At 69.8% G+C, this 12,733-nt stretch carries 16 protein-coding genes; 5 read left to right on the forward strand and 11 right to left on the reverse strand.

Going from position 1 to position 12,733, the window contains the following annotated elements:
* Positions 1 to 15 precede the first annotated feature (15 nt).
* Together ACWPN5_RS17400 and ACWPN5_RS17405 are read left to right on the forward strand one after the other, a co-directional pair.
* Positions 16 to 675 (forward strand): TlpA family protein disulfide reductase, encoded by a 660-nt coding sequence (locus tag ACWPN5_RS17400; protein ID WP_492297987.1) that lies wholly within the window; start codon positions 16 to 18, stop codon positions 673 to 675.
* A 64-nt stretch (positions 676 to 739) separates the two neighbouring features.
* Positions 740 to 1,570 (forward strand): alpha/beta hydrolase, encoded by an 831-nt coding sequence (locus ACWPN5_RS17405; protein WP_145689981.1) that lies wholly within the window; start codon positions 740 to 742, stop codon positions 1,568 to 1,570.
* 2 nt (positions 1,571 to 1,572) lie between these two features.
* Here the strand turns inward: ACWPN5_RS17405 and ACWPN5_RS17410 are convergent, their stop codons facing one another.
* From ACWPN5_RS17410 to ACWPN5_RS17435, 6 genes are all read right to left on the reverse strand, one after another.
* Complete coding sequence (locus tag ACWPN5_RS17410) at positions 1,573 to 2,184, reverse strand: DUF4142 domain-containing protein (protein ID WP_492296526.1); 612 nt, start codon at positions 2,182 to 2,184, stop codon at positions 1,573 to 1,575.
* 130 nt (positions 2,185 to 2,314) lie between these two features.
* On the reverse strand, positions 2,315 to 3,193 hold the full coding sequence (locus ACWPN5_RS17415) for a 3-hydroxybutyryl-CoA dehydrogenase (RefSeq protein WP_145689983.1): 879 nt from the start codon (positions 3,191 to 3,193) through the stop codon (positions 2,315 to 2,317).
* A gap of 54 nt (positions 3,194 to 3,247) precedes the next feature.
* Positions 3,248 to 4,186 carry an electron transfer flavoprotein subunit alpha/FixB family protein gene (locus tag ACWPN5_RS17420; RefSeq protein ID WP_492296528.1) on the reverse strand — a complete coding sequence of 313 codons (939 nt, stop codon included), beginning with the start codon at positions 4,184 to 4,186 and terminating at the stop codon, positions 3,248 to 3,250.
* A 35-nt stretch (positions 4,187 to 4,221) separates the two neighbouring features.
* On the reverse strand, positions 4,222 to 4,971 hold the full coding sequence (locus tag ACWPN5_RS17425) for an electron transfer flavoprotein subunit beta/FixA family protein (RefSeq protein WP_353859842.1): 750 nt from the start codon (positions 4,969 to 4,971) through the stop codon (positions 4,222 to 4,224).
* Positions 4,972 to 5,116: 145 nt separating this feature from the next.
* Complete coding sequence (locus ACWPN5_RS17430; protein ID WP_145689991.1) at positions 5,117 to 5,686, reverse strand: cob(I)yrinic acid a,c-diamide adenosyltransferase; 570 nt, start codon at positions 5,684 to 5,686, stop codon at positions 5,117 to 5,119.
* Positions 5,687 to 5,707: 21 nt separating this feature from the next.
* Entirely contained in the window at positions 5,708 to 5,887 is a 180-nt protein-coding gene (locus ACWPN5_RS17435) for a twin transmembrane helix small protein (RefSeq protein WP_246472789.1), read from the reverse strand.
* Between the two features lie 158 nt (positions 5,888 to 6,045).
* Here ACWPN5_RS17435 and ACWPN5_RS17440 point away from each other — a divergent pair, with 158 nt between their 5' ends.
* On the forward strand, positions 6,046 to 7,494 hold the full coding sequence (locus ACWPN5_RS17440; RefSeq protein WP_137104796.1) for a GH1 family beta-glucosidase: 1,449 nt from the start codon (positions 6,046 to 6,048) through the stop codon (positions 7,492 to 7,494).
* Between the two features lie 32 nt (positions 7,495 to 7,526).
* Entirely contained in the window at positions 7,527 to 7,958 is a 432-nt protein-coding gene (locus ACWPN5_RS17445) for a hypothetical protein (RefSeq protein ID WP_145689992.1), read from the forward strand.
* Between the two features lie 7 nt (positions 7,959 to 7,965).
* On the opposite strand, the gene ACWPN5_RS17450 is transcribed toward ACWPN5_RS17445, so the two are convergent.
* Positions 7,966 to 8,226: a hypothetical protein gene (locus ACWPN5_RS17450; protein ID WP_145689993.1), complete on the reverse strand. Its 261-nt coding sequence runs from the start codon at positions 8,224 to 8,226 to the stop codon at positions 7,966 to 7,968.
* Positions 8,227 to 8,478: 252 nt separating this feature from the next.
* On the opposite strand from ACWPN5_RS17450, the gene ACWPN5_RS17455 reads away from it, so the two are divergent.
* Positions 8,479 to 9,384, forward strand: a complete 906-nt coding sequence (locus tag ACWPN5_RS17455; RefSeq protein ID WP_492296531.1) for a peptidoglycan-binding domain-containing protein — start codon at positions 8,479 to 8,481, stop codon at positions 9,382 to 9,384.
* 27 nt (positions 9,385 to 9,411) lie between these two features.
* Here the strand turns inward: ACWPN5_RS17455 and ACWPN5_RS17460 are convergent, their stop codons facing one another.
* The 4 genes from ACWPN5_RS17460 to ACWPN5_RS17475 form a co-directional block, all read right to left on the reverse strand.
* Complete coding sequence (locus ACWPN5_RS17460; protein WP_145689995.1) at positions 9,412 to 9,654, reverse strand: DUF1178 family protein; 243 nt, start codon at positions 9,652 to 9,654, stop codon at positions 9,412 to 9,414.
* A 111-nt stretch (positions 9,655 to 9,765) separates the two neighbouring features.
* Positions 9,766 to 10,221 (reverse strand): cupin domain-containing protein, encoded by a 456-nt coding sequence (locus tag ACWPN5_RS17465; RefSeq protein ID WP_492296533.1) that lies wholly within the window; start codon positions 10,219 to 10,221, stop codon positions 9,766 to 9,768.
* Between the two features lie 141 nt (positions 10,222 to 10,362).
* Positions 10,363 to 11,055 carry an endonuclease III domain-containing protein gene (locus ACWPN5_RS17470; protein ID WP_145689997.1) on the reverse strand — a complete coding sequence of 231 codons (693 nt, stop codon included), beginning with the start codon at positions 11,053 to 11,055 and terminating at the stop codon, positions 10,363 to 10,365.
* Between the two features lie 220 nt (positions 11,056 to 11,275).
* Positions 11,276 to 12,682 carry a tetratricopeptide repeat protein gene (locus ACWPN5_RS17475; protein WP_492296534.1) on the reverse strand — a complete coding sequence of 469 codons (1,407 nt, stop codon included), beginning with the start codon at positions 12,680 to 12,682 and terminating at the stop codon, positions 11,276 to 11,278.
* Between the last annotated feature and the right edge of the window lie 51 nt (positions 12,683 to 12,733).

A 12,733-nucleotide genomic window follows, 5' to 3' on the forward strand; every position in this document is an offset into this window, starting at 1 on the left:
ACGGGAAGCGTGAGTATGCGGACTTTGGCGGCCACCGCAATCTTTTGTGTGACGCTGGGCGGTGCCGGGCTGTGGATGGCGCTGGCCGGGCCGGCGGCCCCGCCGCCGCCCGCCGTGCTGACGCTGGACCAGCCGGCCAGCCCGGCCGCTCCCGGAGCGACGGCGGTGAGCCTGGACAAGTTCCGCTACATGGAACCGCTGACGTCGGTGCCGGAGCTGCCTTTCCTGGACGGGGAGGGGCGCCGGGTCGACCTGTCGGAGTTCAAGGACCGCTTGGTCCTGCTGAACCTGTGGGCGACGTGGTGCGCGCCCTGTGTGAAGGAGATGCCGGCGCTCGACCGCCTCCAGGCGCAGTTGGGTGGGCCGGGCTTCCAGGTGGTGGCGCTGTCGGTGGACCGCGGCGGCAAGGATCAGGTGCAGCCCTTCTACCAGCGGACCGGCGTGAAGAACCTCGCCCTCTACCTCGACCCGTCGAGCGCCTCGATGCAGACGCTGAAGCTGCGCGGCCTGCCGACCACCCTGCTCGTGGACCAGGAGGGCCGCGAGCTTGGCCGCATCGAGGGCGCGGTGGAATGGGACTCGCCGGAGGTCATCGCCTTCCTGCGCAAGCACATGGGCCACGGCGGCGGTCCGAACCGCGACAGCCGCGGCGGCGTGGTGAAGACAGGCGGGTGAGGGTTCGGCCTCGGCTCCGCCCGCGCGTCCCGGGTCGGTTTCCTTCCCAGCGCACCGGAGGCGCATGAAAATCCTGATCGCGATCCTGGCCGTGGGGGCGACGCTTTATGCCGTTGCCCTGCTGTTGGCGTATGTGGCCCAGGATCGCCTGATCTTTCCGGCCATCCCGCTCGCACAGACTCCGGAGGAGGCCGGCGTGGGCGATATGGCGGTGGTGTCCCTCCGCACCGGCGACGGTCTCGACCTTCAGGGCTGGCACAAGGCGCCCACGGCGTTGGAAAAGCCGACGTTATTGCTGTTCCACGGCAATGGCGAGACGGTGGCGTGGAATGGCCACATCGCCCGTGCGCTGATCGACGCAGGGTACGGCGTGTTCATGGCGGAATACCGCGGCTACGGTGGAAATCCAGGGAAGCCGAGCGAAGCCGGGCTGTATGAGGATGGACGGGCGGCCTTCGATTTCCTGGAGGCGGCGCGCGCGCGGGTGGTTTTGCACGGCTACTCGCTGGGCAGCGGGGTCGCGGTCCAGCTCGCGACGGAACGGCGTGTCGAGGCCGTCATCCTCGCCGCCCCCTACACCAGCATCGCGGACATCAGCGAGCGGATGCTGCCGTTTTTGCCGGTGCGTTCGCTGCTCCGTCATCCGTTCGACAGTTTTTCAAAGATCGGTCGGTTGAAGGCCCCTGTGCTCATCTACCATGGCACCCTCGACCGTGTGATTCCTCCAGACCACTCGCGTCGTCTGTTCGAGTGCGTCAACGCCCCCAGGACCTTCGTCGCGCTGGAGGGTGCCGGTCATGTCGGCCTGTGGGAGTCCGGTGGGGAAGCGGCGGTTCTGTCGTTTTTGGACGCCTTGCCGGCCATGATGAGCGACGGGGCCGATCGGGCGTTGTGACCTCACTCCGACGACCCTGACGTTCCCGGCGGAGCATCCCCCGGCGGTGCCTGGGTCTGCGGCGGGGCGGGGCCGCGCGCCAACTCGGCCATGATGCCCCGCGCCTCCTCGAAATGGCTGTGCAGCATGGGCAGGGCGTCGCGGGCGAAATCGCCCGTCTCGCCGCCGCGTTCGGCCTGCGCCTCGTACAGCTTGATGGCGCGGGCGTGGGTCTCCTCCTCCGCGGCCATGTAGCGGCGGTCGAAAGCCTCCTCCGGGGTGTCGCGCAGGCTGGACATGTGGGCGCGCGCGGACAGGCCCAATTCGCGTGGGATGGGGATGCCGTGGCGCAGCGCCATGCCGGCCAGCCGGTCGGTCTTCAGCCCATGGTCGTCGGCCATGCGGCGGGCGAAGCGGCGGACCGGTTCCGTCTCCGCCCGATCCTGGGCCAGCTTGCCCAGCGCCTGCTCGGCCATGCCGTCGGCCAGCGCCTCGGCGATGAAGTTGCGTTCCTGCCGGGACAGGGCGGAGGAGGGCGCCGGGACGGAGCCCGGGGCCTGGGCCAGGACCGGGCCGGAGAGACCGGCCGCCAGAGGGCCGACCACCAGCATCGCCGTCAGGAAGCCGCGCCGCATCGCCCCCGTCCTTTCCGCCGTTCCCCTGCGGGACGAACAGAGCGCGAGCGCAGCGGTTCCGCAAAAGAACGAGGCCCGTCCCGGTTTCCCGGGACGGGCCTCGCCAAAGCCTCCGTTCGGAGCCGCCGCGTCAGCGGGTCGGGACCGGCGGGTTCTTGGAGTAGTCGTAGAAGCCGCGGCCGACCTTGCGGCCGACCCAGCCGGCCTCGACATACTTCACCAGCAGCGGGCAGGGGCGGTACTTGCTGTCGGCCAGACCCTCGTAGAGGACCTGCATGACCGCCAGACAGGTGTCCAGACCGATGAAGTCCGCCAGTTCCAGCGGGCCCATCGGGTGGTTGGCCCCCAGCTTCAGCGCCGTGTCGATGGCCTGGACGCCGCCCACCCCCTCATAGAGGGTGTAGACCGCCTCGTTGATCATCGGCAGCAGGATGCGGTTGACGATGAAGGCCGGAAAGTCCTCGGCCACCGCCGCCGTCTTGCCGATGTTCGCCGTCAGCTCGGCGATCGCGCTGAAGGTCGCCTCGTCCGTCGCGATGCCGCGGATCAGCTCGACGAGCTGCATCACCGGCACCGGGTTCATGAAATGCATGCCCATGAACTTGGACGGGCGGTCCGTCGACGCCGCGAGCCGGGTGATCGAGATCGACGAGGTGTTCGTCGCGATCAGCGCCTCGGGCTTCAGGTTGGGGACCAGCTTCTTGAAGATCTCGCGCTTGAGCGCCTCGTTCTCCGTCGCGGCCTCGACCACGAGATCGGCGTCATGGAACACGGACAGGTCGGATCCGGTGGCGATGCGGGCGATCGCCGCCGTCTTGTCGGCCTCCGTCAGCTTCCCCTTCTGAACCTGACGGTCCATGTTCTTGGAGATGGCGGCCACCGACTTCTGCAGAATCTCCGCGCTGATGTCGGAGATGACGACCTCGTACCCCGCCTGCGCGCAGACATGGGCGATGCCGCTGCCCATCTGGCCGGCACCGATGATGCCAATCTTCTTGATCGTGGACATATGAGCTTTCCCGCTTGTCTTTGGGCCGCTGGTCTTCAACAGAGGACTGGCCGGTTACGCCTTGTCCAGCGCGGCCGTCAGCTCCGGCACCGCCTTGAACAGGTCGGCGACGAGGCCGTAGTCGGCGACCTGGAAGATCGGCGCCTCCTCGTCCTTGTTGATGGCGACGATGACCTTGCTGTCCTTCATGCCGGCGAGGTGCTGGATGGCCCCGGAGATGCCGACGGCGATGTACAGCTCGGGCGCCACGATCTTGCCGGTCTGGCCGACCTGATAGTCGTTCGGCACGAAGCCGGCGTCGACCGCCGCGCGGCTGGCGCCGACCGCGGCCCCCAGCTTGTCGGCCAGCGCCTCCAGAAGCTTGAAGTTGTCGCCCGACTGCATGCCGCGGCCGCCCGACACCACGATCTTGGCCTGGGTCAGCTCCGGACGCTCCGACTTGGTCAGCTCCTGGCCGACGAACTTGGCCGAGCCGGCGTCGCCCGTCCCGGCGATGCTCTCGACCGTGGCCGAGCCGCCCGTGGCGGCGGCCGCCTCGAAGGCGGTGGTGCGCACCGTGACGACCTTGATCGGGTCGGCGGATTTCACCGTGGCGATGGCGTTGCCGGCGTAGATCGGCCGCTCGAAGGTGTCGGCGGAGACCACCCCGGTGATGTCGGAGATCGCCGCGACGTCGAGCAGAGCGGCGACGCGCGGCAGCAGGTTCTTGCCCTCCGACGAGGCGGCGGCCAACACATGACCGTAGCCCTTGGCCAGTCCGACGACCAGCGGCGCGACGTTCTCCGGCAGCGGATGGGCGTAGGCCGCGTCGTCGGCCAGCAGCACCTTGGCCACGCCGGCCACCTTGGACGCCGCCTCGGCGACGGCCTGGGCACCCTGGCCGGCGACCAGCACGTGGATCTCTCCGCCGATCTTGGCGGCGGCGCTGACCGCGTTCAGCGTGGCGGCCTTCAGCGCGGCGTTGTCGTGTTCGGCAATGACGAGAATGGACATGTCAGATCACTTTCCCTTCAAGGCGCACTGGCCCCTCAGATCGCGCGGGCTTCGTTCTTCAGCTTGTCGACCAGGGCGGCGACGTCGGCGACCTTGACGCCGGCCTTGCGCTTGGCCGGCTCGGCGACCTTGAGCGTGGTCAGGCGCGGCGCCACGTCGACGCCCAGCGCGTCGGGGGCCAGCGTCTCGATGGGCTTCTTCTTGGCCTTCATGATGTTGGGCAGCGAGGCGTAGCGCGGCTCGTTGAGGCGCAGGTCGGCGGTGACCACCGCCGGCAGCGTCAGCTGCACCGTCTCCAGCCCGCCGTCGATCTCGCGGGTCACGGTGACCGAGCCCTCGCCCGGCGTGACCTTGGAGGCGAAAGTGCCCTGCGGCCAGCCCAGAAGGGCGGCGAGCATCTGGCCGGTCTGGTTGCAGTCGTCGTCGATCGCCTGCTTGCCCAGGATGACCAAAGTCGGGCCTTCCTTGTCGACCAGCGCCTTGAGCACCTTGGCGACGGCCAGCGGCTGCGTCTCGGCGTCGGTCTGGACCAGGATGCCGCGGTCGGCGCCCATGGCGAGGCCGGTGCGCAGGGTCTCCTGCGCGGCCGTCGGGCCGACGGTGACCACGATCACCTCGGTCGCCGTGCCGGCTTCCTTGAGGCGGACGGCCTCTTCGACGGCGATCTCGTCGAAGGGGTTCATGCTCATCTTCACGTTGGCGGTCTCAACGCCGGAACCGTCCGCCTTGACGCGGATCTTGACGTTGTAATCGACCACCCGCTTGACCGGGACGAGGACCTTCATATCCCACCCTTTTCTTGAATTATGCAGGCGCACCTTCGCCGCTGGCGCCGAATCGGGCAGCTTGTGACAGCGCTGCGACCATAGGAGTTGACGTTTTGGCTGTCAACGCCGCCCACGCCGCAAGCGCGAAGGAGGCGGAATTGCATCAACGGTTTGCGCCCGGAACCCACAGCACGTCGGCCGCTCCGTTCGCGTTCAGTTTCCGGCCCAGCACGAACAGATGGTCGGACAGGCGGTTGGCGTACTTGACCGCCGCCGGGTTGACCGGCTCCACCTCCGCCAGTTCGGTCATCAGCCGCTCGGCCCGGCGCACCACCGTGCGGGCCAGATGCAAATGCGCCGCCGCCGGCGAGCCGCCGGGCAGAATGAAGGAGGTGAGCGGGGCGAGATCGGCGTTCATCGCGTCGATCTCGGCCTCCAGCCGGTCCACCTGCGATTCCAGGATGCGCAGCGGCGGATAGGCCGGGTTTTCCGCCTCCGGCGTGCAGAGGTCGGCGCCCAGGTCGAACAGGTCGTTCTGGATTCGCGCCAGCATGGCGTCGGTTTCCGGCTGGTCCGCGGTGTGCAGCCGGACCAGCCCGATGACGGCGTTCGCCTCGTCCACCGTGCCGTAGGCGGTGACGCGCGGGTCGTGCTTGGGCACGCGGCGCCCGTCGCCCAGCGAGGTCTCGCCGCGGTCCCCGCCGCGGGTGTAGATGCGGGTCAGCTTGACCATGATTCCTGTGGATGTCCTCAATCAGCCGTGGGTCAGGATGGCGAGCAGGAACAGCACCAGCGCCACCCCCTGGAGCGCCACGCGCATCCGCATCGCCCGGTTCGATTTGCGCGAGTCGCCCTGTCCGCCGCGCGCCATGAAGAACAGGCCGGAGAACAGCGACGCCACGACGAGGCCGAGCGCCACGATCAGCAGAAACATGACGAGTCCGTTCATGGCGTCATACTACCCCACGGTCCAGGTTACGCCTACACCGGCCAATCCGGTGGCACGGGTATTCCGATGCAAGGCGCCTGTTGCGCTGACGCCCGGTCTTCTTACATTGTCGCGGACGACCCGGACGGCGAGAGGAATTCGGTATGCGGCGGCGGAGTTTCCTGAAGGCGGCGGCGGCCACCGGGCTGGCGGCCTCGGCCGGAGCCTTTCTGACGACGCGCCGCGCTGCGGTGGCCCAGCCGTCGGAAGTGCTGGCCGCCTTCCCCGACAAGTTCGTCTGGGGCGCCTCGACCTCCTCCTACCAGATCGAGGGCGCGGTCACCGCCGGCGGGCGCGGCCCCAGCGTGTGGGACACCTTCAGCCATTCCTTCGGCAAGGTGGCGAACGGCGACACCGGCGACGTGGCCTGCGACCATTACAACCGCTACGCCGAGGATGTGGACCTGATGGCGAAGGCGGGGATGAACGCCTATCGCTTCTCCGTCGCCTGGCCGCGCGTCCAGCCGACCGGCACCGGCCCGGCCAACGCCGAGGGGCTGGACTTCTACGACCGGCTGACCGACGCGCTTCTGGCCAAGGGCATCGCGCCCTGGCCCTGCCTGTATCACTGGGACCTGCCCCAGGCGCTCCAGGACCGCGGCGGCTGGACCAACCGCGACATCGCCGGCTGGTTCACCGACTACGCCCAGCTCGTCGCCGCGCGGATCGGCGACCGCGCCAAGCACTGGAGCATGCTGAACGAGCCGTCCGTCCACGCCATCTTCGGCCACGGGCTGGGCGGGCACGCACCGGGGATGACCGGCAAGGGCAACTATTTCAAGGCGATCCACCACCAGAACCTCGCCCAGGGCATGGCGCTGAAGGCTCTGCGCGCCGCGGGCGGCGGCAAGGGCTGGCAGCTCGGCACCGTGCTGTCGCTGCAGCCGGTCTGGCCGGTCGGCGGGCTGGACGCCAACTACGCGGCCTCGCTGATGTGGGATGCGGTGTGGAACCGCGCCTGCCTCGACCCGCTGCTGCGCGGTGAGTATCCGGAGCTTCTGCGCGACGGCTTCGCCCCGCTGGTCAAGGCCGGCGACCTGGAGGCGATCCGCCAGCCCATCGACTTCCTGGGCATCAACTACTACAGCCGCATGCACCAGCAGCCGGACCCGGCGGGCCTGTTCGGCACCGGCTACGGCTCTCCGCCGGAGGGCACGCCGACGACCGGGATGGGCTGGCCGGTGGAGCCCGACGGCATCGCCGAGATCCTGATCGAGCTGAAGCAGGAGTACGGCAACCCGCCGGTCTATGTGATGGAGAACGGGGCGGCCTATCCCGAGCAGACCGGCCCGAAGGGCTTCGTCCAGGACAACGACCGCATCAGCTACCTGCGCCGCCACATGCTGGCCGGCCATCAGGCGCTGGAGGAGGGGGTCGACCTGCGCGGCTGGTTCGTCTGGAGCCTGCTCGACAACTTCGAGTGGGCCGAGGGCTACCAGCGCCGCTTCGGCCTGATCGAGGTGGACCGCCAGACGCTGGAGCGCCGTCCCAAGGCCAGCTACCACTGGTACGCCGACGTCATCCGCAAGAAGGGCGTTCCGACCTCGGTGTAAGGGGGCGGGCGCAAGAGGGTGGGGCCGCGATCATGGCGCCTGTTCCCATCGCCCAGCCGACGCGCTTCGCCATCCAGAAGGCGCGCGGCAAGGGCTGGAAGACGCTGGAGGTCGGGGAGGACCTCGACCACGCCCGCGCCCGCTTCAACCTGATGGTGCGGGTGAATCCGCGCGCCTATTTCCGCCTGATCCAGCTCGACCACAACGCCAGGGCGGGCGGCGACGGGATCGAGTTCAACTGGAAGCTCATCGAACTGCACGACCCCAACCAGGGGGGAGCGGCCGGAACGGTCCGGCAAGCCGCTCCGGCGAGGGGCGCGCCCCGCTCCGCGGCCAGGGGCGAGGCCAAGCCGCGGCGGCGGGAGAGGGTGCGGCTGCCGCTGCGCTTCTACGCGGCGGTGGTGCTGGCCGGGGTGCTGATCGGCGGCCTGCTCTATCTGCGCTACGGCCTGCCGGGGCCGTGACGGGCGCTCAATCCTCGGCGGTGTAACCCTTGCGGCGCATGCACAGCGCGAAGATCTCCTTGCGGTAGCGGAATTGCGGCGTTTCGGGCAGAGGCCGGTAGGGATAGCCGCGCAGCCGCATGGTGTTGTCCACCTGCTCGGTGCATTCGTCGTAGGCGGCGGTCGCCGTGGTTTCCGTGGCCGTCCATTCCCGGTAGGCCGGGGTGCTGCCGCAGGCCGCCAGCAGCAGCGTTCCGCCCGCCAGGATCGCGTGTCTCAGAGTCGCCATGCCACGGCCTCCCACAATGCGCCCCATAATGCGCCATGATGGATCTATACCACGTTTTTGTGCGCGCATCGCTCGACGGATGGGGAAGCGGCCGGCCCTTCCGGGGGCGGCCGGGGGAGGGGGACCTGATGCCGCCGCAACGCAGGCGCACAAAAATCGCGCCCGGAAATCCGCCGCAATCTGGTAACACGGTTGCGCATCCACGATAGTGGGTGGGCGATGGTCGGTTGGCGTCTCGGACGGAGGATGGTCATGACGGGTGGTTCGCACCGCGCGCGCCGCGCGGTCGCGTTGGCTGTGGTGGTGCCGGTTCTGGCGGCGGGTCTGCTGGCGGGCGCTCCGGCGCGGGCGCAATCGACGGCGGACATCCAATGGGCCCAGACCATCCTGAAGGACAAGGGCTACAACATCGGCGGGCGGGCCAACGGCCAGATGCACGCCGAGACCAAGGCGGCGCTCGGCAAGTATCAGGCCGCCCATGGGTTGCCGGTGACCAACCAGCTCGACAAGGCGACCATCGCCAAGATGATGGGCGAACGCGAGGGCAAGGCCCCCGCGACGGTCGGGAACCTCGCCCAGCAGAAGGTCGGCGGCGGCGGCCCCGGCCAAGCGCCGCGCGAGCCGCAGCGCGAGGTGGTGCCCCGCGCCGCCCCCACCCAGCGGATCGACGGCGGAACGGGCAGCGTCGGCGGCGGCGCGCAGTTCAGCGCCGGGCCGCCCGCCACCAGCAGTTCCTCGGGCAGCCATTCGTCGGGCGGCCCGTCCGGTGCCCCCACTTCCACCTCGTCTGCCGCCGCCTCCCCATCCGGACAGGGTCCGGTGCCGCAGGCCGCGCCGCGAGCCAGCGTCACCGCAACCACGCCGTCCGGGCAGCCGGTCGCGGCGGCCGAGCCGGCGGCGGACAGCGGCTCGATGCTGCCGGGCTGGGCCGCCAACGGCGCCCGCTATGGTGTGATGGGTGTGATCGGGGCGACGGTGCTCGGCATCGGCTTCGCGTGGTGGCGCAGCGGGCGGACCAACGCGTCGCGGCCGGCGCCGCGCGACGACGGGCCGCGCGGGCAGCGCCGCGAACCGAGCTTCGGCAGCGGCCGCCGCCGGGAGGAGCTGACCACCGGCGCCCTGCCGCCGCTCACCAGCGGCGGGCGCGGACGGCGGTAGGCATCCGCCGTCCCAGGCCCTCGCCGGTCAAGCCATCTGCGACATCGGGCACATCGCGTTGCCGCAGCCGGACGGGTTGCAGGCGGGCATCGGCGCGGGCGACGGCTTGGACGCGCCGACGCGCGGCGCCATGATCGCCTTCGCCACCTCGGTCCCGCCGCAGGACGGACAGGACAGGCCATCGGCTTTGCGGGTGTCGTAATCGGCCATGTTCCTGAACCACTGTTCGAATTCATGGCCGCAGGCGCAGCGCAGGGCGTAGAGGATCATCGCGGGGTCCCTGGGTGGATTGGCAACGGACGGGCGGCGACCATGGCCGAGCTTCGCCGACGCCCGCGATGACGTGAATCAAACCACCGCGCTCCGCCCCGGCGAACCGGGTTACTGCGGGCGCTCCGACAGGGCGACGCCCTCCGCGCCGGGGTAGACCGACAGCAGCCGCACCGGCGTGTCGCCCAGGTTGCGGCCGCTGTGCCATGCCGCCTGCTCGATGTAGGAGTCCCCGGCCTTGTAGACCTGCGTCGGCATGCTGTCGCTGGCGATGGTCAGCTCGCCCTCCAGGATGTAGACGAACGGCGGAACGGCGTGCCGGTGGCGGATGATCTCCCCGCCGGGCGGCAGTTCGACCAGCCGCGCCGTGACAAGCGGCTTACCGTCGGGATAGGCGAAGGCCTTGCCGTCCGCGGTGGTGGTCGCCTGAAGCAGGGTCTTGACGATCGGCCCCGGTGCGGCCGGCTTGTCCTGCGCCGAGGCCCCGCCGGCCAGGGCGAACAGCGTGGCGGTGGCGAGGGCGGCGCGACGAATGGCCGCCGTCCGCAAACGGGTTACCACGATCATTGCGTGTTCTCCATGCCGCGGCCTTGGAGCAAGGCGGTTGCCTGTCTGCGGCGGTAAGATGAAAATGGAGAAAAAACGCAGTTAATTGCAACCGGATGTCGCGGCCTGCGGCGAAGTGCGGCATCCCGCCGCCGTGAAGCTTCAGCGGTGGGTCGTCACCCCCACCTGCCGGCACATGGACAGCATGGCGCAGGTGGAGCAGCGTGGGCGGTCTCCGGTGCAGATCCATTTGCCGAAGGGCACAAGCCGCTCGTTGATCTCCACCCAGTAGTGGCGGGGCAGCAGCTCCATCAGCGCGACCATGGTGCGCTCGGGAGTCGGTGCGGCGACGAAGCCCCAGCGGTTGACGATCCGGTGCACATGCACGTCCACCGCCACCGCCGGGATGCCGAATCCGACCGCCAGGGTCAGCGCCGCGATCTTCGGCCCGACTCCGTGGAAGGCCATCAGGGCGTCGGGCGTGTCGGGAACCTCGCCGTCGTGCTCGGTGATGATGCGACGGGACAGCGCCCGGATGTCGCGCGCCTTCGGCTCCGGGAAGGTCGCGCCGTCGAGCAGGCGGGCCAGCGCCTCCGGCGTCAGGGCGACCATCTGCTCCGGCGTGCGCGCCACCGCGAACAGCCGCTCACACACCACGATGGTCGTCTCGTCGCGCGTTCGCGCGGAGATCAGGCTGCCGACCAGCTGCTCGAAGGGGCTGTCGTAGCCGCGGTCGCGCAGCGCGAACATGGCGGCCTTCGGGCGTCCGGCCACGGCCTGACGCAGGCGCCGGAACGCCTCGTCGATGTCGAAGGGGTCCTTGTCGGCGAGAGGGGGCGCGGAGCGCAGGGGCATGATCGGTCGCTGGCATGGTGAAGGGAGCCACACCGAAACAGCGGGCAGGGCAGGGTTGCTCCCCATTTCCCTTTGCGAGGCCGTACAATTTCAACGAATTAGAAAGTCTTAAATTAGAGGAGGTTGGGGCATAGTGATAGGGGCGTTCGCCCAGTTCGCCGTGGGCCAGTTCGCAGCGAACCAGTTCGTTTTGCACAAGGCCGGCTGACCGGCTCCCTTCCTACCCGGCGCTGGAGAACAGGGGCCGGCGCAGGCGGCCGGCCGCGATCTCGGCCCGCAGCGCGGCGGCGTCCATGGCCTGGATGCGCTCCAGCTCCGCCTTGTTGGCGTCGATGAAGGGATTCCGGTCGGTGGAGTTCTCGGGCCGCGCGTGCTCCAGATGGTAGAGCGGCCCGGGCACCCGTTCCACCCGCAGACCCAACCGGCGCAGCCGCACCACGATCTCGTCGTCCTCGTAGCCCCAGGAGACGAAGCGCTCGTTGTAGCCGCCCGCCGCCAGCAACGCCGCCCGGTCGAAGAAGGCGCCGCCGCCCGGCGAATCGCGGTGCATCAGCGGGAAGCGCGGGCAGACCGCGTTCAGAGGCGCCGCCGACAGGGTGTGGCCGAAACGGTGGACCTCGCGCCCGAGAATCCAGAAGAACAGTCCGTTGTAGGGAAAGGCCATGGCCGCCCCGCCGCGCACCGCGTCGCGGGCCAGAGCGTATTGCACGGGATCGACCACGATGTCGGTGTCGTGCAGGGCGACGATGGGGGTGTCCGCCGCCTCGACCATGCGGTTGAGGAGATGGGCCTTGTGGGTGAAGGGCGTGTCGTTGCCGCTCAGATGCAGGTGCCGGCAGCGGGCGGCCAGCTCCGGCCCCAGCGCGTCGGCGACGTCGCTCGGCCCCGCCTTGTCCTCGCCGATCAGGATGGTGGTGTCGGCGTGCTTGAGCAGGAAGGAGACGATCCAGCGCAGGTTGCGCTTGCGGTCCTCGCTGTCGGCGCGGAAGGGGACCAGGACGGTGACGTCGCGCAGGTCCAGCCGCCCGTCCGGCCCGGCCCCGTCGAGGATCGCCCGGCGGGCACGGTAGGCCGCGGTCTGCGCCGCCAGCCGCTCCCGCGACCCCTCGTCGCGCGGATCGATGGCCAACGCCATCTCGTAGAAGGACACGGCGGCGCCGGGGCGGCCGAGGTCGGCCTCGATGTCGCCCTTCTGGCGCCAGCCGGGGACGAAGTGCGGGTGGCGGGCCAGCAGCGCGTCCAGCGCCTCCAGCGCCTCGCCGATGCGGCCAATGGCCTGCAGGGCCTCGCTCAGGTGGTATTCGGCGTCGGGAAAGTCGGGACGCAGCGCCAGCGCCCGGCGGTAGGCGGCGATCGCCTCCTCCGTCCGCCAGGCGACGTGGAGCAGGGCGCCGAGGTTGAAGTGCGCGTCGGCGTCCCCGCCGTCCAACTCCACCGAACGCGCGATCATCGCCATGCCGCGTTCGCGGTCCCCACCCAGCGCCGCCAGCAGGCCCAACCGGTGCAGGGCCTCCGGGTTGTCGGGGGCGACGTCCAGGATCCGTCCGTACAGCTCCACCGCTTCGTCCTGCCGCCCGGCCTTCAGATGGTCGAGCGCGATGCCGAGCGCCTCCTCGATGGTCGCCATTCGGTGGGGTCCGTTTCGTCCGTGTGTCGCCTTGCGGTGGATTCCACTTTG

It is taken from the genome of Azospirillum sp. UENF 211521, assembly GCF_058780535.1.